At 68.4% G+C, this 18,919-nt stretch carries 18 protein-coding genes; 9 read left to right on the top strand and 9 right to left on the bottom strand.

The genetic code is table 11. The annotated features are described in order from the left end of the window. Window positions 1-559 (top strand): hypothetical protein (locus tag FFS20_RS12550; protein ID WP_137826179.1); only part of this gene is annotated, 559 nt, incomplete at its 5' end. Between the two features lie 56 nt (window positions 560-615). Here FFS20_RS12550 and FFS20_RS12545 read toward each other — a convergent pair. The 5 genes from FFS20_RS12545 to FFS20_RS12520 form a co-directional block, all read right to left on the bottom strand. Continuing rightward, window positions 616-1,053 (bottom strand): hypothetical protein, encoded by a 438-nt coding sequence (locus FFS20_RS12545; protein WP_249356834.1) that lies wholly within the window; start codon window positions 1,051-1,053, stop codon window positions 616-618. Further along, window positions 1,050-2,156 (bottom strand): adenosine deaminase, encoded by a 1,107-nt coding sequence (locus tag FFS20_RS12540; protein WP_137826178.1) that lies wholly within the window; start codon window positions 2,154-2,156, stop codon window positions 1,050-1,052. Before FFS20_RS12540 ends, FFS20_RS12545 begins: the two co-directional genes overlap by 4 nt. Window positions 2,157-2,197: 41 nt before the next feature. Next, entirely contained in the window at window positions 2,198-3,346 is a 1,149-nt protein-coding gene (locus tag FFS20_RS12535) for a BMP family ABC transporter substrate-binding protein (RefSeq protein WP_137826177.1), read from the bottom strand. Between the two features lie 85 nt (window positions 3,347-3,431). Beyond that, window positions 3,432-4,823, bottom strand: a complete 1,392-nt coding sequence (locus tag FFS20_RS12530; RefSeq protein ID WP_249356833.1) for an amidohydrolase — start codon at window positions 4,821-4,823, stop codon at window positions 3,432-3,434. Between the two features lie 140 nt (window positions 4,824-4,963). Then, window positions 4,964-5,602, bottom strand: coding sequence for a helix-turn-helix domain-containing protein (locus FFS20_RS12520; RefSeq protein WP_137826176.1), 639 nt, complete (start codon window positions 5,600-5,602; stop codon window positions 4,964-4,966). A 389-nt stretch (window positions 5,603-5,991) separates the two neighbouring features. Between FFS20_RS12520 and FFS20_RS12515 the strand changes: the two genes are divergently transcribed. Continuing rightward, entirely contained in the window at window positions 5,992-7,200 is a 1,209-nt protein-coding gene (locus FFS20_RS12515) for a globin domain-containing protein (protein WP_137826175.1), read from the top strand. 162 nt (window positions 7,201-7,362) lie between these two features. On the opposite strand, the gene FFS20_RS12510 is transcribed toward FFS20_RS12515, so the two are convergent. Then, on the bottom strand, window positions 7,363-8,472 hold the full coding sequence (locus FFS20_RS12510; protein ID WP_137826174.1) for a mannose-1-phosphate guanylyltransferase: 1,110 nt from the start codon (window positions 8,470-8,472) through the stop codon (window positions 7,363-7,365). Between the two features lie 338 nt (window positions 8,473-8,810). Between FFS20_RS12510 and sdhC the strand changes: the two genes are divergently transcribed. From sdhC to FFS20_RS12480, 7 genes are all read left to right on the top strand, one after another. Further along, on the top strand, window positions 8,811-9,188 hold the full coding sequence (sdhC, locus tag FFS20_RS12505) for a succinate dehydrogenase, cytochrome b556 subunit (RefSeq protein WP_137826173.1): 378 nt from the start codon (window positions 8,811-8,813) through the stop codon (window positions 9,186-9,188). A 1-nt stretch (window position 9,189) separates the two neighbouring features. Further along, window positions 9,190-9,639 (top strand): succinate dehydrogenase hydrophobic membrane anchor subunit, encoded by a 450-nt coding sequence (locus FFS20_RS12500; protein ID WP_137826172.1) that lies wholly within the window; start codon window positions 9,190-9,192, stop codon window positions 9,637-9,639. 9 nt (window positions 9,640-9,648) lie between these two features. Next, window positions 9,649-11,409 (top strand): succinate dehydrogenase flavoprotein subunit, encoded by a 1,761-nt coding sequence (gene sdhA / locus FFS20_RS12495; protein ID WP_137826171.1) that lies wholly within the window; start codon window positions 9,649-9,651, stop codon window positions 11,407-11,409. After that, window positions 11,409-12,200, top strand: a complete 792-nt coding sequence (locus FFS20_RS12490) for a succinate dehydrogenase iron-sulfur subunit (RefSeq protein ID WP_137826170.1) — start codon at window positions 11,409-11,411, stop codon at window positions 12,198-12,200. The genes sdhA and FFS20_RS12490 overlap by 1 nt, the downstream gene beginning before the upstream one ends. Window positions 12,201-12,346: 146 nt before the next feature. Next, the gene (locus FFS20_RS12485) at window positions 12,347-13,537 is read left to right on the top strand and encodes a serine hydrolase (RefSeq protein WP_137826169.1); all 1,191 of its coding nucleotides are present in this window, start codon (window positions 12,347-12,349) and stop codon (window positions 13,535-13,537) included. Between the two features lie 386 nt (window positions 13,538-13,923). Continuing rightward, the gene (locus FFS20_RS17965; protein WP_171007076.1) at window positions 13,924-14,088 is read left to right on the top strand and encodes a hypothetical protein; all 165 of its coding nucleotides are present in this window, start codon (window positions 13,924-13,926) and stop codon (window positions 14,086-14,088) included. Window positions 14,089-14,421: 333 nt separating this feature from the next. Then, the gene (locus FFS20_RS12480) at window positions 14,422-15,546 is read left to right on the top strand and encodes an aromatic acid exporter family protein (protein ID WP_137826168.1); all 1,125 of its coding nucleotides are present in this window, start codon (window positions 14,422-14,424) and stop codon (window positions 15,544-15,546) included. A gap of 39 nt (window positions 15,547-15,585) precedes the next feature. On the opposite strand, the gene FFS20_RS12475 is transcribed toward FFS20_RS12480, so the two are convergent. The 3 genes from FFS20_RS12475 to FFS20_RS12465 all read right to left on the bottom strand — a co-directional run bounded on the left by FFS20_RS12475 (window position 15,586) and on the right by FFS20_RS12465 (window position 18,395). After that, window positions 15,586-15,789 carry a hypothetical protein gene (locus FFS20_RS12475; RefSeq protein ID WP_137826167.1) on the bottom strand — a complete coding sequence of 68 codons (204 nt, stop codon included), beginning with the start codon at window positions 15,787-15,789 and terminating at the stop codon, window positions 15,586-15,588. Between the two features lie 117 nt (window positions 15,790-15,906). Next, entirely contained in the window at window positions 15,907-17,619 is a 1,713-nt protein-coding gene (locus tag FFS20_RS12470; protein ID WP_349290522.1) for a multicopper oxidase family protein, read from the bottom strand. A 236-nt stretch (window positions 17,620-17,855) separates the two neighbouring features. Further along, window positions 17,856-18,395 (bottom strand): hypothetical protein, encoded by a 540-nt coding sequence (locus FFS20_RS12465; protein ID WP_137826166.1) that lies wholly within the window; start codon window positions 18,393-18,395, stop codon window positions 17,856-17,858. Between the last annotated feature and the right edge of the window lie 524 nt (window positions 18,396-18,919).

The raw sequence follows: 18,919 nt of genomic DNA, 5'->3' as shown, positions 1-18,919 counted from the left end.
CGTCACGGTCGTCGACTCCTCCCCCGGCGGTGCGAAGGACACCGATCCGCTGTGGCAGGGGCTCTCGACCGCCGCGGCGGATCAGACTCCTGCGTACCTCAAGGTGTGGGTGCGCACGGCGAACCCCGACCTCCCGGAGTCCGGTGAGGTCACCGTCACCGCCGACACCCCCAACAGCGTGAGCGTCACCGTCGACGGCGCGAACGTCAACCGCGACAAGTCCCCGTTTCTTCAGATCCACGGCCTCTTCGACGTCGAGGAGATCGGCGAGTCCGCGTACACGCTGACGACCGTCAACTCCGATGACATTCCCGAACTCGACCCGCAGGGACCGAACGACGAGGAGCGCTGCACGGCCGATGATGCCCAGGATCGGATCTCCCTGGCCGCCGAGGACCTGTCGAACGACCCGTCGAAGCGCGAGGAGTTCCGTCAGCAGTGGGGTGCGTCCCCGCAGGTGTGGTGGGGCATCCAGAGGACCGCTCAGAGCCTCAGCCAGGAGGGCGGCGTGGCCGGCGACTACCTCACCGAGGCGTGCGGGGAGTACCTCGGTCAGTGACGTCCCGGCGGAGACGCTGACGGCCCAGCGGGTTCAGGCCGCGGACTGACGTCGGTTCATTCGGCGAGCGCGCGGTTGTAGGCGTCGACGACCGGCGGGGTGAAGTAGCCGAGGATGACGGCGATGGCCGTGATGAGGCACGCGAGGCCGAACCACAGCGAACCGCCGATCGTGCTGAAGCCGAAGACGATGACGAGGAGTTCGAACGCGATCGCCGCGGGCCGGGCCCAGCGGTGCAGACGCCACGACCCGCGGGCGGCGGCGAGCAGCCCGGCGGTGAAGATGAGGAACATGACGGCGAGCCCGATGAGGGAGGTCGCAAGCGATCCCGCCGAGAACGCCGTGACGATGAACGACACGGCCGTGCCCGCGAGGACGAGGGCCTGAAGGAGGAGGACGATGACGGGGAGGAGCATCGCCCGCGGCGTGGGAACACCGTGTCCGGCGGGTTCGACTCCCCCGCCGGATCCAGCGTCGGTGCTCCCCGGTCTCACACCGTCACCCGGGCGAATCCGGGGATGAGGATCTCGTCGAGCATCCGCTCGCGCACGTCGAGGGGAAGGAACGCCGCGGTCACGGCGTTGACGGTAGCCCATTCGAGGTCGGTCTGCGTCCAGCCGGCCTCGTCGACGAGCAGCCGCATCTCACGGGTCATCGAGGTTCCGGACATCAGGCGGTTGTCGGGGTTGATCGTCACAGCGAAGCCGAGGTCCTTGAGGCCGGTGATCGGGTGGCTGGCGATCGTCCCGCCGATGTCGGTCTGGAGGTTCGAGCTCGGGCACAGCTCGAGCGGGATCTGCTGGTCGAGGACCCAGGCGGCGAGGCTGCCGAGCTGACCCTCCCCGTCGACGATGTCCATGTCCTCGACGATCCTCGCGCCGTGCCCGATGCGCTGTGTGTGGCAGACGGTGACCGCCTCGTGGATCGATTCCTTGCCGGCGGCCTCACCGGCGTGGATGGTGAGCGGAACGTAGGCCTGGTGGAGGGCGTTGAACGCCGAGAGGTGGACAGACGGCGGGAAGCCGTTCTCCGGTCCGGCGATGTCGAAGCCGACGACGCCGGTGTCCGCGCCCTTCTCCCGGTGGCGGATCGCGAGTTCGGCGATGGCCATCGAGTTGTCGGCCTGGCGCATCGCGGTGAGGATCTGTCCGACGGTGATGAGCCTGCCCTCAGCGGCCGCCTCGGCGACACCGGCCTCGAGGCCCTCCTGCACCGCTTCGACGACCTCGTCGAGGTCGAGTCCCCCGGCGAGGTGCTGTTCGGGGGCCCACCGGGCCTCGGCGTAGAAGACGCCGTCGGCGACCTGGTCGAGCACCCATTCCCGCGCGACGCGGATGAGGCCCTCCCGCGTCTGCATGACCGCGGTCGTGTGGGCGAACGTCTCGAGGTAGCGGACGAGGTCGCCGGAGTTCGCGGAATCGGTGAACCACTGGGCCAGGGCGTCGGGTTCCGTGGCGGGCAGTTCGTGGCCGATCTGCGCGGCGAGTTCGATGATCGTCGCCGGCCGCAGACCGCCGTCGAGGTGATCGTGGAGGGAGACTTTGGGCAGCTGCAGGATCGGATCGTCGTGGGCGACGCCGGCGGGAGTATTCAACACGAGCCAAGTCTATCGGTCATCACCGCAGCAACGGGTCGTTCTCACTCCTGCGTCGGATCGATGTCGCCGCTCTTGATCCGCTCGCGCAGGTCGGTGATGCTGCGCCCGGCGTCGGAGACCCGGCTGAGGAAGCCGTCCTCGGCCGAGATCCCGATCCCGCCGTTGTCGATCGTGCCCTCGTACCGGCGTTCGGCGACGAGGATCCCGTTCATCTCCTCGGGGTCGACGTCGCCGGGTTCGACGATCTCGTCGGGGTTCTTGCTCTGCGGCCACTCGGGGAACATCGTGCGCAGGCCGCGGCGGATGTTCGGTTCGATCGTCGCGACGACGGCATCGCTGAAGTCCCCGGAGGCGCCATACCAGATGAGCTTCGGCAGCACCGGCGGTTCGGCGTCGTCGGCGGGGTCCGGGGTGGCGGTGGCCGCAGCCGTCCGCGTCTCGTCGGCGGCGCCGAGCACGCCCATCGCGGCCGCCGATCCGAAGGGCACGATGACGTCGGCATCGGCGCGGGATGCGGAGTCGAAGAACTCCCGTCCGCCCTCCTCGGTGTCGTCGACCGTGCGCGCGGCGATCCGCGAGTCACGGAACGAGGTGACGTCCGCGGTCTCCTCGTCGGCCTCCTCGTTGTAGAGGGCGACTCCCGCGTCGAAGGCGGAGAGGATCTCCTCGGCCTGGGGGAAGCCGCGGGAGACGAACGCGGCGACCTCACCGGACTCGCTCGCCGTCGCCGCGATGTAGCCGGCAATGAAGGCGGGGGGCACGAGGTCGAAGTCGATGCTGAGCACATTGTCGGGCAGATCCTCGCGCCCGCTCGCGACCCCGAGGAAGAGCGCGTCCGGGTTCTCCCGCGCGTAGGAGTCGAGTTCCTTCGCCCCGCCCGGTCCGACGACGGTTGTCAGCGTGCACTCCTCCCCCGGTGTGCGGGCGAGTGCCGCCGAGGTGGCCGAGACATCCGAGACCCGCTGGCTCGAGGTGGCGGTGAAGACCCCGGCCGACCGGGCGAGCTCGGTCTCGGCGAGGGTGAGCGCACCGGCCGAATGGTCCTCGAATCCGGCGGGTGCGGAGATCATGCAGGCCGTCGTCGGATCAGGGGCCGCGGCGGGGGTCGTCACCGAGCACGCACTGGCGCCGAGGAGGCTGAGCACCCCGAGGCCGGCACCTGCCATCCTGGTCACGAGCGTGGTTCTCATGACAGACAGGGTATCCGGCTGGGCTGAGTGCCGTCCGTCAGGCCGGTCGCGGGAGGGCAGGCGGCCGCCCAGTGCTGTCCCGTGGCTATCCCGTGGGCTGGAGCGCCTCGCGCTTGCCGTCGAGGACCTTGAGCGCGGTCGCGGTGAAGATCCGTGCGGCGATCGGCACGCTTCCCTCGTCGATGAGGAGGTCGCCCTGGTGGATGTCGTACGTGATGCCGCCGGGGGTGCGGGTGCCCATGCGCACGAGCGCGCCCGGGCAGTGCGTGAGGTACCACGCGAAGTCCTCGCCGCCCATCGACTGCGGGGTCAGCTGCACGGAGTTCTCGCCGAGTTCGGTCCGCACGGCCGACTCGATGAGGGCGACCTGGTCCTCGGTGTTGACCACCGGGGGGACGCCGCGGCGGTGCTCGAGGTCGACCTTGACCCCGTACGGGCCGGCGATGCGCTCGACGAGCTCGGGGAGCACCTCGGCGACCTGATTCCATCCGTCGACGTCGAGGCACCGCAGCGTCCCGCGGAGGATCCCCTCCGAGGGCACGACGTTCGCGGCGTGACCGGCGCTGATCTCGCCCCAGACGAGCGAGATCGCATGGCGGGGGTCGATGAGGCGTCCGAGCGTCGAGGGCAGGTCGGTCGCGAGCTTGCCGAGGGCGTAGACGAGGTCCTCGGTGAGGTGGGGCCTCGAGGTGTGGCCGCCGTGGCCGGTGAGCCGGATGGTGACGGTGTCGCCGGCCGCGGTGATCGCACCGATGCGTGAGCCGATCCGGCCGACGTCGACGTTGGGGTCGCAGTGGACGGCGTAGATCTCCGGCACGTCGTCGAGGGCGCCCTGGGAGATGACGCGCAGCGCCCCGCCCGGGGTGACCTCTTCGCCGGGTTGGAAGATCAGGCGCACCCGCCCGCCGAGGCCGCCCGGGGTCGTCTCGTGGGCCCGCTGCAGGGCGATGCCCGCGCCGAGGAGGCCCGTGAGATGGACATCGTGACCGCACGCGTGGGCGACCCCGGGCACAGTGGAGGCGAAGTCCTCGGCGATGAGGTCGTCGATGGGCAGGGCGTCGATGTCGGCGCGCAGGGCGAGCGCGATCGGTCCCTCGCCGACGTCGCAGACGAGACCCGAGCCCTCGAGGCGCCGCGGAGTGAGCCCGGCGGCCTCGAGTCGGGCGGCGAGCTTGTCCGTCGTCGCGAACTCCTGGAAGGACAGCTCCGGGTGCGCGTGGATATCGCGGCGGAACTCGAGGAGTTCGGGCGTGAGCTCGGCGATCGCGGCTGCCGTGGTGGCGTCGGGGGTGGAGGTGCGAGCCGCATCGGCGCGGGGCGCATCAGCATTCACCGCTTCCGGGCGTGCGGCATCGTTGCCGGCCGCCTCGGCGTCGGCCGCATTCGGGCGGGTGGCGGTCGGGCGGTCCGCGTCGGCCGTCGCCGCTTCGGTGAGCGGCGCACCGCCTGCGGTGCGGGGATCGGGGTTGAGTGACATTGAGGCCATGCTAGACACTCGGACGCGGGTGTGGGCCTCGGGTGACCAAATTCGACACGATCGGTGACGTCGAGTGACCATCGGTGGTCGCCGGCATCGCGCGGCCGGGCCCGCCGCTCAGGCCGGTTGGGCCACGCCGCTCAGGCTGGTTGGGCCACGTCGCCGGCGGCCTGCAGGCGGAGTTCGCAGGTGGTCGCGGTGAGGAACGGCTGGACCTCGGCGACCCGCAGGGGCCCCGGCACCTGGGCGAGAACATCGTGGAGCAGGCGCGCATGCACGGCGCACGCCATCGTCCGCTCATCCCCGACGAGCTCGAGGTGCGGGCAGGCGGCCAGCGCGATGCCCAGACCGGTGTCGTCGGCGACGGGCTCGAGTCCGGAGTCGTCGAGATGATCGACGAGTGCGTCGAACTGCTCCCCCGCTCCGTCACCGAGCCTCCGGACGGGCTCGGGCACACACGAGTAGCCGACCCGCGCGAGCACCGGCCCCAGCGCCCTCGCCCGGTCGATCCGACTCTTCGCCGCCGGGTTCATCTCCGCATCGTCGACTGCGCGGTAGACCGTCGGTGGTCGCCCCCGGGTTCCCGACGGTCGCGGCCGCGCACTGACGAGTCCTTCGTCGATGAGGACGCCGAGGTGGTCCCTGGCCGTGTTGATGTGAAGGCCGACCGCCTCGGCGAGGTCCTTGAGAGTGCGGTCAGGCCCCTGCTGAACGGCACCGAGGAGGCGGACGCGGTTGAGTTCGGTGAGACCGCGGTAATCGGTCGTTCTGCGCGGCATGGGGACATCCTCGAAGTCGGAGAGTCGTGCACTGCATCTGTGATTCTACGCCGTGTAGAAAAAAGGGGGCCAGCCTCCCAGGTGGGGCGGTGTGCCCATGCCGCAACCGCCTCGGGACCGCCGAGGCGGTGAGCGCCGGAGACCGCACCGAGATCCCGACAGCCTGCGAATAAACACGGTCGAAAGGCGCGCGGGCCGCCTCGGCGAACCGGCACCCTGGAACCGCCGAACCGTCCTGGGCCCGCACACCGCACCCGGCACGGTTCACCCGGCCGTCGGCTCCACCGCCACCCGCCGCCGGGGATGAGCACCTCCCCTCGCCGCCCGGGCGCCCACCCATCGCCACCGCAGAGACCGCACTCACCACCCACCGATCGACAAGGATGACCATGGAACTCAGCCCCCGCTCCCACGAGGTCGTCGCCGCGACCGCCGGTGTCGTCGCCGAGCACGCCGACGAGATCACCTCGGTGTTCTATCCGACGATGTTCGAGGCGCACCCCGAGCTGCTCGGCATCTTCAACCTCGCCAACCAGGCGATCGGCGAGCAGCCGAAGGCACTGGCCTCCTCCGTGGTCGCCTTCGCCGTCCAGCTCATCGATCCCGACGCCCCGGACTTCGCGCCCGTCCTGCGGCGGATCGCGCACAAGCATGTGTCGCTCGGTGTCCGCGCCTCCGAGTACCTCATCGTCGGCCACTACCTCCTCGGCGCGGTGAGAACCGTCCTAGGCGATGCCGTCACCGAGGAGGTCGCCGCCGCCTGGGACGAGGTCTACTGGCTCTTCGCGACCGCGCTCATCGCCGAGGAGGCCCGACTCTACGCCCTCGGCGGCACCGAGCCTGAGCATCCATGGCGCGACTTCCGGGTCGTCGAGCGCTTCGACGAGTCCGACGAGGTCTTCTCCCTCCTCCTCGCGCCCGTGTCCGGCGAGGTCCCGGCCCACCTCACCGGGCAGTACGTGGCGATCCTCGTCGACCTGCCCGACGGATCGACGCAGCCGCGCCAGTACACGATCTCCTCCGGTCCGCGCGGCGATACCCTGCGCGTGACGATCAAGCGGGTGCGCGGCGTCGGCGGCGCCCCGGACGGCGTCGTCTCGGGGTGGCTGTTCGACAACGCGCAGCCGGGCACCGTGCTCACGGTCTCCCAGCCCGCCGGCGACGTCGTCCTCGAGGAGTCGGACTCCCCGCTCGTCCTCGTCTCCGCCGGCATCGGGATCACCCCGATCGCCGCGATCATGGAGGACCTCTCGCGGCGGCAGCCGAACCGGACCGTCCGCCTCTACCACGCCGATCGGTCGCACGCCCATCATGCGCTCTACGCCGGTCTGCGCCGCCAGGTGCTCGCGATGGCCGACGCGCAGGCGATCAACTGGTACGAGGAGGGCGCGACCGAGGCCCCGACCCTCCATCCGGCCCGCAGCGGTTTCATGGATCTCAGCGGTATCGCCGTGCCCGCCGAGGCGGAGGTGTTCATGTGCGGCCCGCTGCCGTTCATGCAGGCCGCCCGCGCCGAGTTCATCGCCAAGGGTGTGCCCTCCGAGCGGATCCACTACGAGGTCTTCGGCCCCGACCTCTGGGCCCAGAGTCCCGCATAGGGGCAGCGTGCTCCTCCTGCGAGCGCCGTTCGGCTCACCCTGGTTTCGGGGGCTCAGTTTCTGAACAGAGCCCTCGAAACCAGGGTGAGCCGGAGCGCGTTCGCCGGGCCGCGCGGCACCCGCAACGGTGCGAACGAGGCTCCTCAATTCGGCCGAGACTCCTCAGAGCAGGTCGTCGAGTCCCCGTTCCCCGGCCAGGGACACGGCCTTCTTGACGTCCTGCGCGTGGGAGCGGGAGGTGATGAGGAGGACGTCCTCGGTGTCGACGACGACGAGGTCCTCGAGGCCGACGATCGCGACCGTGCGGGGCTGCTCGGAGAAGACGACCCCCGAGGCGTCGACCTCGAGGAGGTCGCACGAGCCGCCGATCGAGATGACCCCGCGCGGCTCCCCGGGCACGGGCTGGCGGAGCCGGGCCACGGAGTCGAAGTCCCCGACATCGTCCCACCCGAAGTCGCCGGGGATGACGATGACCCGACCGGCCTCGGCGGCGGGTTCGGCGACGACGTAGTCGATCGCGCGCTTCTCGAGCCCCGGCCACACCTCGGCGAGGACGGACTCCTGGGCATCCGTCCCCCACGCCTCGGCGATCCGGGACAGGCCGGCGAAGAGCGTGGGGTCCTCCTCGGCGAGGATCTCAAGCAGCGCTGAGGCCTTCGCGATGAACATCCCGGCGTTCCACCGGTAGCGGCCCGAGTCGACGTAGCGGCGGGCCGTGCTCGCCGCCGGCTTCTCCGCGAACGCGAGTGCGCGGCGGGCGGTCGGGGCACCGGCGATGCCGAGGGGTTTGCCGGTCTTGATGTAGCCGTACGCGGTCGCGGGGTTGCGCGGCATGATGCCGACAGTGACGATGTCGCCGGATTCGGCGGCGACGCAGGCCTGTTCGATGACGGAACGGAATTCGTCGACGTTCGTGATCGAGTGATCGGCGGAGAAGGACCCGACGATCGCCTCGGGGTCGGTTCGGTGGATGAGGAGGGTCGCCAGCCCGATCGCGGCGGCCGAGTCCTTCGGGGAGGGTTCGGCGACGATGCGGCTCGGGCACAGCTGGGGAAGCTGTTCGGCGACCTGCTCGGCGTGGCTCTCACCGGTGACGACCCAGACCTTGTCGTCGCCGACGAGCGGGGCCACGCGGTCCCAGGTCGACTGGAGGAGGCTGCGACCGGTGCCGAGGACATCATGGAGGAATTTCGGGGACGCCTTGCGGGAGAGCGGCCAGAGTCGGGTGCCCGATCCGCCCGCGGGGATGATGGCGTGGAAGTGTGTGTTCACCCCCTCAGTGTCTCAGAGTTCGGGCATGACATCACCGATGTTGTCCGCCGTGTCGGGGTGAGGAGAACCAGAACACATCGCCGAGGGAACACCCGCGTCAGACCGGGCGACCGCTTCGGCGACAACGGATTCCGCACCGCCGTTCCGCACCCGCGAATTACCGCACACGTTTGTGCGGTAAATGTCCGCCGTGAGACGCGGCGTGACCGATTGTGAGAGAACTGCCAGGGTGACAATGTGATCCAGCCCGCTCAACGGGGAGCCGACTGGCAACTGGGCGGTGTTCGGCGTACTTTCATGATGTACATCGTCGATTCATCCAAGATGGAGGATGCTCCGTGGCCCAAGCGTCTACGAGCACTCTGTACCGAGGTGGAGAAGGAATGTGGTCCTGGGTCGCGCATCGCGTGACAGGGGTCGGGATCTTCTTCTTCCTGTTGGTTCACGTGCTTGACACTGCACTCGTTCGCGTTTCCCCCGAGGCGTACAACGCCGTCATCGGAACCTACAAGACTCCGGTCATGGCCTTCGGGGAGATCGCACTCGTCGCCGCGATCGCCTTCCATGCGTTCAATGGCCTGCGGGTCATCCTGATCGACTTCTCCAAGGGCGGCCCGAAGAACCAGCGGAAGCTGTTCTGGGGTGTCATGATCCTCTGGCTGATCATCATGATCGCGTTCGTCCCTCGCCAGCTGATGCACACGTTCGGAGGCTGACATGAGCACAACATCGATTCCGGCTCCGCGCACCGGGTACTCGCGCAACAAGTCCACGAGCTCGAAGTTCGAGATGTTCGCGTGGCTGTTCATGCGCATCTCGGGCATCATCCTCGTCGTCCTCATCTTCGGTCACCTCTTCGTCAACCTGTGGGCCGGCGAAGGCGTCCAGCAGATCGACTTCGGCTTCGTCGCCGGCAAGTGGGCCAGCCCGTTCTGGCAGATCTGGGACCTCCTCATGCTGTGGCTGGCGATGCTGCACGGCACCAACGGCCTGCGCACGATCATCATGGACTACGCCGAGAAGCCGCGCACGAGCATGGCGCTCCAGCTCATCCTCTACATCGCCTCGGCCGTCGTCCTCGTGCTCGGCACGCTCGTCATCTTCACCTTCGATCCCTGCCCGGCCGGAGCCGACCCCGCTCTGCTCGCGTCGTTCTGCCAGGCCTAAAGGAGAAACATGCAGGTTCATCACTACGACGTCGTCATCGTCGGCGCCGGTGGCGCTGGCATGCGCGCCGCCATCGAGTCGGGCCAGCGGGCACGCACCGCGGTCCTGACCAAGCTCTACCCCACGCGTTCCCACACCGGCGCAGCCCAGGGCGGCATGTGCGCGGCCCTGGCCAATGTGGAAGAGGACAACTGGGAATGGCACACCTTCGACACCGTCAAGGGCGGTGACTACCTCGTCGACCAGGATGCCGCCGAGGTGATGGCGAAGGAAGCCATCGACGCCGTCCTCGATCTCGAGAAGATGGGGCTGCCGTTCAACCGCACGCCCGAGGGCAAGATCGACCAGCGCCGCTTCGGCGGTCACACCCGCGACCACGGCAAGGCGCCGGTGCGCCGCTCGTGCTACGCGGCCGACCGCACCGGCCACATGATCCTCCAGACCCTCTACCAGAACTGCGTCAAGCACGGCGTCGAGTTCTACAACGAGTTCTACGTCCTCGACCTCGTCATGACCGAGGTCGACGGTGAGCGCCGCCCCGCCGGCGTCGTCGCCTACGAACTCGCCACCGGTGAGATCCACGTCTTCCAGGCGAAGTCGGTCGTCTTCGCGACCGGCGGCGTCGGCAAGGTCTTCAAGACCACGTCGAACGCCCACACCCTGACCGGCGACGGCATGGCCGTGACCTACAACCGCGGCATCCCGCTCGAGGACATGGAGTTCTTCCAGTTCCATCCCACGGGCCTCGCCGGACTCGGCATCCTCCTCTCCGAGGCGGCCCGCGGTGAGGGCGCGATCCTGCGCAACTCCGAGGGTGAGCGCTTCATGGAGCGCTACGCCCCGACGATCAAGGACCTCGCCCCGCGTGACATCGTCGCCCGGTCGATGGCCAACGAGGTGCGCGAAGGCCGCGGTGCGGGACCGAACAAGGACTACGTCCTCCTCGATCTCACCCACCTCGAGCCCAAGCACATCGACGAGAAGCTGCCCGACATCACCGAGTTCGCCCGCACCTACCTCGGTGTCGAGCCCTACACGGAGCCGGTGCCGGTGTTCCCGACCGCGCACTACGCGATGGGCGGCATCCCGACGAACATCGAGTCCGAGGTGCTCGCCGACAACGACACCGTCATCCCCGGCCTCTTCGCCGCCGGTGAGTGCGCGTGCGTGTCCGTCCACGGCTCGAACCGCCTCGGCACGAATTCGCTGCTCGACATCAACGTCTTCGGCAAGCGCGCGGGAATCGCCGCCGCCGAGTACGCCAACCGCGCCGAGGTCATCGACCTGCCCGAGGACTCGCAGGCCGACACGGTCGCCGTCCTCGAGCGCCTGCGCAACTCCGACGGGCCCGAGCGCATCGGCGCGATCCGCAAGGACCTGCAGGAGATCATGGACGCCAACGTCCAGGTGTTCCGCACCGACGAGACGCTGCGTGCGGCACTCGCGGAGATCGAGAAGCTGCGTGAGCGCTACGACAACGTCGGCATCCAGGACCGCGGCAAGCGCTACAACCTCGACCTCCTCGAGGCCGTCGAGCTCGGCTTCCTGCTCGAACTCGCCGAGGTCATCACCGTCGCGGCCATCCACCGCAAGGAGTCCCGCGGCGGACACTTCCGCGAGGACTTCCCGAACCGCGACGACGAGGGCTTCATGCACCACACGATGACGTACCTCGACCCGGATTCGGAGGCCGAGGGGGTCCCGGGCATGCGCCTGGAGACCAAGCCCGTCGTCGTCACCCGTTACCAGCCGATGGAGCGTAAGTACTGATGAGCACCGATACCGAAACCCCGGAGCCGGCATCGAAGGTCGACCTGCCCTCGCACCTGAGCGGTGAGGGCGGGGAGATCCCGTCCTTCGACTGCACCTTCCGCATCGCGCGCTTCGACCCGGAGACGGACGAGGCACCGCACTGGGAGGAGTACAACGTCACGATGTACGGCACGGACCGCGTGCTCGATGCCCTCCACAAGATCAAGTGGGACATCGACGGCTCGCTGACCTTCCGTCGCTCGTGCGCCCACGGCGTCTGCGGCTCTGATGCGATGCGCATCAACGGCCGCAACCGCCTGGCCTGCAAGACGCTGCTCAAGGACCTCGACACGTCCAAGCCGATCACCGTCGAGGCGATCAAGGGCCTGCCGCTGGAGAAGGACCTCATCGTCGACATGGAGCCCTTCTTCCAGTCGTACCGGGAGATCATGCCGTTCCTCATCACGAGCGGACACGAGCCCACCCGTGAGCGCCTGCAGTCCTCCGAGCAGCGCGAGGCCTTCGACGACACCACGAAGTGCATCCTCTGCGCCTCGTGCACCTCGTCGTGCCCCGTGTTCTGGACCGACGGCCAGTACTTCGGTCCCGCGGCCATCGTCAACGCGCACCGCTTCATCTTCGATTCGCGTGACGAGGGCGGGGACATGCGGCTGGAGATCCTCAACGACAAGGAAGGCGTGTGGCGCTGCCGCACGACGTTCAACTGCACCGATGCCTGCCCCCGCGGCATCGAGATCACCAAGGCGATCGCCGAGGTCAAGCAGGCGATCCTCCAGCGCGCATTCTGAGACTGCGCTGAGGTCGACCTGACCTCACCAGCGCCGAGGCGGCTGTGCACTTCATCGTGTGCGGCCGCCTTCGTCGTCCCCGGAGTTCTCCTCCCGGCCACGAAGTCTGAGGATCCGCGATACCCGGGATCCGTACACTGGTGCGCATGCGTTCTCCGTCCTCGACTCCTTCTTCAGCGCGTGCTCACCTGCGCACCGCGGCCGCAGCCGCACTCGCGCTCCTCCTCGTCGTCGCCTCGCTCGCCCTCTCCCCCGGCGCGGTCCAGGCCGCACCCGAGCCGGGTGAGAAGATCTACGTGAGCCCGAACAACCTCGGTGACGGAACGCCGCCGCCCCAGCCGATCGGCACGTCGTGGCTCGTCGGCGACCTCGACACCGGTGAGCTCCAGGTCGCGGAGAACATCGATGTCAAGCACGCGCCGGCCTCGACGATCAAGCTGCTCACCGCGCTCGCGCTCATCGACGTCCTCGACGACCCCGAGCAGAAGGTCGAAGCGGAGTTCGAGGACATGGAGATCGACGGGACGAAGGTCGGCCTCATGCAGAAGAACGAGTACACCGTCGACACGCTCTTCCACGCGATGCTCATGTCGAGTGCCAACGATGCCGCGAACGCCCTCGGCCGCGCCGCCGGGGGTCAGGAGAAGGCCGTCGCCCTGATGAATGAGAAGGCGAAGTCGCTCGGCATGACGAACACGAACGCGATGAACACGTCCGGCCTCGATGACCCGAATCAGTACACGACCGTCGCCGACATGGCGAAGCTCGCGTACGCGGTGACGGAGAACCCGACCCTCATGGAGATCATCGGGACGACGACGTACACGTTCCCGGGCGGGACGAACCCTGAGACGAAGGAGAAGTTCAAAGGCTACGAGATCCAGAACCACACGCAGATCGTCGGCAACGTCGAGGGCGGGCTCGGGCTGAAGAACGGGTACACGAAGACGGCGAAGGGCTCCTACATCGCCGTGGCCGAACGCGACGGCAAACGCGTCGTCTCAGCACTCCTCGGAGCGGAGAACAATTCGCGTCAGGCCGCCGTCGACCTCCTCGAATGGGACTTCGCGCAGACGACCCCGGAGACCGTGGCGACGGTTCCCGTCGGCGCCGCCGCCGCCCCGACGCCGACGGCCACCGCCTCGGGCAGCGGCAGCGACGCCGGCAACAGCTCCGACGACCAGGCGGACGACACCGGCACGGCGAGCGATCCCTCGGCCTCGTCGACCGGGGGCGTCGATCTGCTGCCGCTCGGCCTCCTCGGCGGGGGCGTCATCATCCTCCTGCTCGCGGGTCTGCTCTGGTTCCGGCTGCGCAAACGCCACCGCACGCAGTGACGGGAGCCGCGGCTCGGACGTCGCGCGGCCTCCCCGGGTGCCCGCGACGGCGCCGCTGCAGCCCGGCACCGTCGACGTTTTGACTTCGCCGCCCGCACCGCGTTATGCTGTTTCCTTGCGCTGACGCCATCGGCCCAGTTCATCGGAGTGCATCGACCGATCGGGCAGCGACGGCAGGCCGCTGGGTTCCGCTCCAGCCGACCTTGTCGCAGCGCATCTCCCCCACCGTGAGGGACTGACCCAGATCACGGCGACCTCCCACAGGCCACTTCGTCGTCGACGTCCTGTGAGGTCAGGCGACTCCCCCGTCGCCGCCACAGACCACCTGGCTAAACGGCATGCGTCGACGCATGCCTGTTCGCCGACGAGAGAAAGGAATGGAACCCATGACTGAGTTCCCACAGTGGGTGCAGCGTGCCGTCGAGCACGCCGGCCTCATCGACCCGCAGATCAGCACCGCGGACGGGGAGGTCACGATCAGTGACTCGACCGGTCGCACCGTGCTCTTCACGGGGTCGTCGCTGCGTGAGACTACGCCGCTGGCCGCCTGAGAGCTGTCCCCGGTGAGCCCCGCGACAAGGTCTGTGCTGCCGGGTATGACGCAGCACTGATCCGACGGGCTTCACCCGAGCGCCCGGCTTGCACTCCTCCTCGTGAGGAGCGCAAGCCGGGCGCTTCTGTCTGCTTGCGTTTCCGAATATCAGTAAGTTACCTTGTTTTCGTCGCATCCTCACGGTCGGCTTTCGCACGGTGTCACACGCCCACCGAGGTGGACCGCAGCCCACAATCGGCCCCGGCCTGCGCCGCAGACCGCGGCGCTGACCAGCGACGCCGGCCAGCGCGCCGACCCTGAACACTGCGTGAAAGCGAGGCAACCCTCCCCGATGACCTCACATCCCAGCAGCATCATCGAGTTCTTCCGTCGTCCCGAGGTCGTCACCGACATGCTGCAGATCGCCAAGACGGTGATCGCTGCGACCCTGGGCTGGTGGCTGTCGGTGTGGGTGCTCGACTCCCAGATGCCGTTCCTCGCCCCGTGGGCGGCTCTGCTCACCGTCCACGCCACGATCCACCGGACATTGGTGCGCGGGGCGCAGACCATGGCCGCCTCCGTCGCCGGTGTCGCCCTGTCCTTCGTCATCGGCCATTTCCTCGGCGTGAGCCTGTGGACCTTCGCCCTCGCTCTGCTCGCCGGAGTCGTCCTCGCCCGCGTCCCGTGGATCCGCGAGGAGGGCATCGCGATTGCGACGACGGCGATCTTCGTCCTCGGCAGCGGGTTCGGCAGTCAGCAGCCGTTCCTCGACGAACGCCTCCTCGAGCTCGCGCTCGGGGTCGGCGTGGGCGTGGTCGTCAATCTCCTCATCGCCCCGCCGCTGCGCGATGAGCAGGCAGCGCGGCACATCAACAGCGTCAATCGGCGGATCGGCGAGGTGCTGACGAACATGAGCGACGAGTTCGCGACCTCGTGGGACACCGACCGCGCCCACGTCTGGTTCGCCGAGACCGAAGCGATGAGCAGAGATCTCGACGCCGCGTGGCAGACGGTCAACCTGGCCAACGAGAGCCGCCTGGCCAACCCGCGCCCCCGCCTGCGATCCCTTCGTCGGGCGCTGCTGCGCAGCCGCGGCACAGACGCCGTCGAGGAGGAGCTCAGCCCTGAGAACATCCTCCGGCGCCTCGACGAAGGCGTCTCCCACCTGCGCCACCTCACCCGCACCTTGGAGGCGGCCACCTACGACGACAGCAGATGGGATGATCGGTTCCGCACCGAATGGGCGGACATCGTCCGCGCGGCCGGCACCGCGATCGCCGACCCGGACATCGGCGTGGAATCGATCTATGATCGCCTCGACGCGCTGTCGGTCGGGATCGCCGACGGCGACGATCTGCCGAAGACTGCGTGGCCGCTCTACGGCGCACTCATCACGAGCGTGCGCCACATCGCCGTCATCGTCGACGATGTCGCCACCGCGCGCGAGGTCCGCAGCGAAGCTCACCGAGGCGGGTGACCGCAGGCAGACGCGCGTCACCTGCCTGCGGTCAGTGGCTCAGGACTGCGGGTGATCCTCGTCGTCGAAGCCGACGTCGATCGCCTGCTCGGCCACATCCGCGCTATCGGCCTCGACGACAGCAGGCGCCGACCCGGTCGGTTCGGCATCCTCACCGGTGAGGACCTCGGTGGATTCGATGTCCTCGGACTGCTCCTCCCGATCGGCTTCGGGCACTTCGCTCAGCGACGGATCCGTACTCACGATCTCCTCCTCGGTGCGGGGCCACGGCCGCGCCGCCGCAAAACGCAGCGACGGCGGGTACTCGTGATGGTAATCGTGTGGGTGCGCATGTCAAGGACGACCGCCCACACTCAGTACTCACTCCTCGTAGGCGATGACGCTCATCATCCCGGCCTCACCGTGGTAGATGTTGTGGCAGTGCGTGAGCCACCGGCCCGGATTGTTCGCATCGAACTCCACGGTCAGCGTCTTTCCCGGCAGGACGATCGCCGTGTCCTTGCGCGGTCCCCCGCCGGTGAGCTGGAACGTGTGCCCGTGGAGGTGGAGGGGATGCCACATGTCCGTCTCGTTGACGAAGGAGAGTCGCACCCGCTCCCCCTCGGCGATCGCCTGGGCAGTGTCCATCGGCTTATTGTGGTCGTACGGCGTCTCGTCGAACGCCCAGTCGTAGGCGGACATCGACCCGGTCAGCCGCAGGGTGAGCTCCCGGTCGGCGGACTTGGTCGGCAGAGCGACATCGCTGCGGGCCTGCAGCGCCTCGGCGGACAGAGGTGCGGCCGCGAGTTCCGGGACGTCCCCGTCGGTCGAGGGCGCTTTGCCGGATCCCGTGCGGACGACGGCGTGGACGCGTTCCTGTTTGCCCTCCGCCTCGGCGACGAGGCCGAACACGCCGTCGCCGAGCGTCACAAGTGCGTCATAGCGCTCCCCCATGCCGAGGAGGAGCGACTGCGTCTCGGCGGCTTTCCCGTCGACGGGGAAGCCGTCGGTGTGGGTGACCGTGAGCGAGTGCCCGGTCAGGGCGATGCGGAACGCGGTGTCGCCGCCGGCGTTGATGATCCGCAGCCGCACCTTCGCGCCCGGCTTCGCCTCGAAGGTCGCGGGGTCGTCGGCGGGGCGACCGTTGATGAGGTACGTGGGGTAGTAGACGTCGCCGGCGTCGCCGCCGAGGACGTCCGAGGCGGCGCCCATGAGCATGTTGCCCATCCGCATCGGCCCGCCCATGCCGCTGTGGTCCATCCCGCCCATGCCGCTCATGTCGCCCATGTCACCTGAGCCTGAGCCTGAGCCGCCCATGTTCCCGTGGTCCATGTCGCCCATGTCGCCCGAACCAGAGCTCGAACTGCCCATGCCCTGCTGGAGCTCCGTGAGCACCTCGGCGGGCGTTGCGGTCACTCCGTCGAGCCAGTCGTCGAGAATGATCACCCACTCGTCGTCGTACTCGAGCTGCTCGTCGGGGTCGTCGACGATGAGCGCGCCGTAGAGTCCGCGGTCGATCTGCGTGCCGACGTGCGGGTGGAACCAGTACGTGCCCGGGTCGGGGGTGATGAAGTCGTAGGTGAAGGACTGACCGGGGGCGACGGGGTCCTGGGTGAGCATCGGCACGCCGTCCATGTCGTTGCGCAGCGCGAGACCGTGCCAGTGGATCGTCGTGTCCTCGGTGAGGTCGTTGGTGAGCGTGGCTTTGAGCCGATCGCCCCGGCTCATCCGGATGATCGGGGCGGGGATCTCCCCATAACTCCATGTCTGCGCAGTGGTGGTGCCGAGCGTGAGCGCCGAGGCGGCCGCCGTGAGGGCGACCTCCACTGTCCTTCCCGTCGTCTCACGGTCGTCCTCGACGTCGGCGACGCGTTGGGAGTCGGGCATGAGGAAGGCTCCTTCTCCCCGCGGGGTGCACGCGGCCAGGGCGAGCACGCTCAGCGATCCGACGAGGAAGCTGCGGCGGCCGGGGCGGCGTGACGGGCGTGCGGGGTGGATGTGGTCGGGGGTTGTCGGGGTCGCTTCCGTGAGCGATGGACTGGTCGGCAGTCCGTCGAAGCGGCGTTCGGCAGTGTTCTCTGATGGGTGGTTCACGGTGTGTGCTCTGCTTTCGTTCGCAGGCCCATTCCGCGCATGCCGTCGTTCCCGGACAGCGCGTCTGGGGGCGCTCAGGTCCGTGGTGCCCAGCGGGGCGCTGGTTGCGCGCGCTCTGGTCGGCCGTGGTCGCAGTCGCGTGCGGTCACGGTTTCGGTTGGTCGGGGACTGGCGCGAATGGGCCGAGTTCATCGGTCGGCTGATGCATCGAGAAGCCTCGATGCGGGGACGCCGGCCTACGTGCGACTGATGCAGAGGTCGGTGATACTCGGCGCGCGGGCGTGCCCGGGTGACGGGTTCGGCACGAAGGGGGTGGCGCGGTGCCACAGGCCGGCGCGGGGAAGCAGAATCGCTGTGCGACGCAGCATCCGCAGGGCGATGATGAGCAGGACGACGCCGACGATGCACATCGTCGCGAGTGCGCAGACCATCACACTGTCCCCGCATCCGGAACCGGTGCACTGCCCGGAGTCGGCGTCGTCATCGGCCGCCGCGCCGGGGTCACTGTCGGGGGCCTCGCCCGTGGGCGGTGCACGGTGGGCAGACATGGCGTCCATCGCCATCGAGTCCGCGCTGTGGCCCATCGCCGCCGGTGACTCAGCACCCTCACCTTTGCCCGACGAGACCGCATGCGTCATGCCCATCGAGGCGCCGGGTTCCATGCTCATCCCCATGCTGATGGGGAGCACGACGATGCCGATGACAGCGGCAACCGCAGCGACGAGGTTGAGGATCGCTCCGGCGAGCTGAGGTCGGACGCGACGACGATCCTGCATCGCGCCCTCCTCCCGACGATTGCCTGAATACCCTCTGAGGGTATCGTCTCGGATTCCGCGCGGCAACGTCGGCACACCGTCGACGCGGCGCCCGGCCGCCGCGGTGTCTGAAGGCTCTGCCTTCTTGACAACAGAGCTTTGTACGAGCGCCACGCCGGGTCAGACCGTTGGGAAGGGCTGGACGCTGCGACTAAGCACCTAATCGATGACGTCGTGATTCAAGAATCCCAGCATGCTTTAGGCTCCCCGGATTCCCGCGGCATTTCGACGTCGTCGTCGAGTTAGTGAGGTCTACACACCACTTTCCCAAACCTTCAGCAGTCCCGAGCCGGTGGTAACTTTCCGCGGGCGAGGCGACATCATCACATCGTAGACAGCCCGTCAGTGTCCCACAAGCGAACTCTGCAACCCTGCCACCAGCACCAATGCGACAGAAACCACAGTAACCCCGATCAGTTGTGGAAGTCAGACCTCAGGTTGCAAGCTTGTTACAGATAGATGACTTCAGCTGGGGTATGTAGGTT

Origin of the sequence: Brevibacterium sp. 2SA, from assembly GCF_005502845.1 — a bacterium.
Classification (GTDB): domain Bacteria; phylum Actinomycetota; class Actinomycetes; order Actinomycetales; family Brevibacteriaceae; genus Brevibacterium.
The sequence above is the reverse complement of the archived record's forward strand: the minus strand, read 5'-3'. Positions and strand labels throughout refer to the sequence as shown.

What these genes read in the sequence shown, in the direction of transcription:
- FFS20_RS12535 (WP_137826177.1), bottom strand. Translation starts at nt 3,346, where the DNA reads ATGAGAACCACGCTCGTGACCAGGATGGCAGGTGCCGGCCTCGGGGTG.
- sdhA (WP_137826171.1), top strand. Translation starts at nt 9,649, where the DNA reads ATGCAGGTTCATCACTACGACGTCGTCATCGTCGGCGCCGGTGGCGCT.
- FFS20_RS12530 (WP_249356833.1), bottom strand. Translation starts at nt 4,823, where the DNA reads ATGTCACTCAACCCCGATCCCCGCACCGCAGGCGGTGCGCCGCTCACC.
- FFS20_RS12520 (WP_137826176.1), bottom strand. Translation starts at nt 5,602, where the DNA reads ATGCCGCGCAGAACGACCGATTACCGCGGTCTCACCGAACTCAACCGC.
- FFS20_RS17965 (WP_171007076.1), top strand. Translation starts at nt 13,924, where the DNA reads ATGACTGAGTTCCCACAGTGGGTGCAGCGTGCCGTCGAGCACGCCGGC.
- FFS20_RS12490 (WP_137826170.1), top strand. Translation starts at nt 11,409, where the DNA reads ATGAGCACCGATACCGAAACCCCGGAGCCGGCATCGAAGGTCGACCTG.
- FFS20_RS12500 (WP_137826172.1), top strand. Translation starts at nt 9,190, where the DNA reads ATGAGCACAACATCGATTCCGGCTCCGCGCACCGGGTACTCGCGCAAC.
- FFS20_RS12480 (WP_137826168.1), top strand. Translation starts at nt 14,422, where the DNA reads ATGACCTCACATCCCAGCAGCATCATCGAGTTCTTCCGTCGTCCCGAG.
- FFS20_RS12515 (WP_137826175.1), top strand. Translation starts at nt 5,992, where the DNA reads ATGGAACTCAGCCCCCGCTCCCACGAGGTCGTCGCCGCGACCGCCGGT.
- FFS20_RS12465 (WP_137826166.1), bottom strand. Translation starts at nt 18,395, where the DNA reads ATGCAGGATCGTCGTCGCGTCCGACCTCAGCTCGCCGGAGCGATCCTC.
- FFS20_RS12485 (WP_137826169.1), top strand. Translation starts at nt 12,347, where the DNA reads ATGCGTTCTCCGTCCTCGACTCCTTCTTCAGCGCGTGCTCACCTGCGC.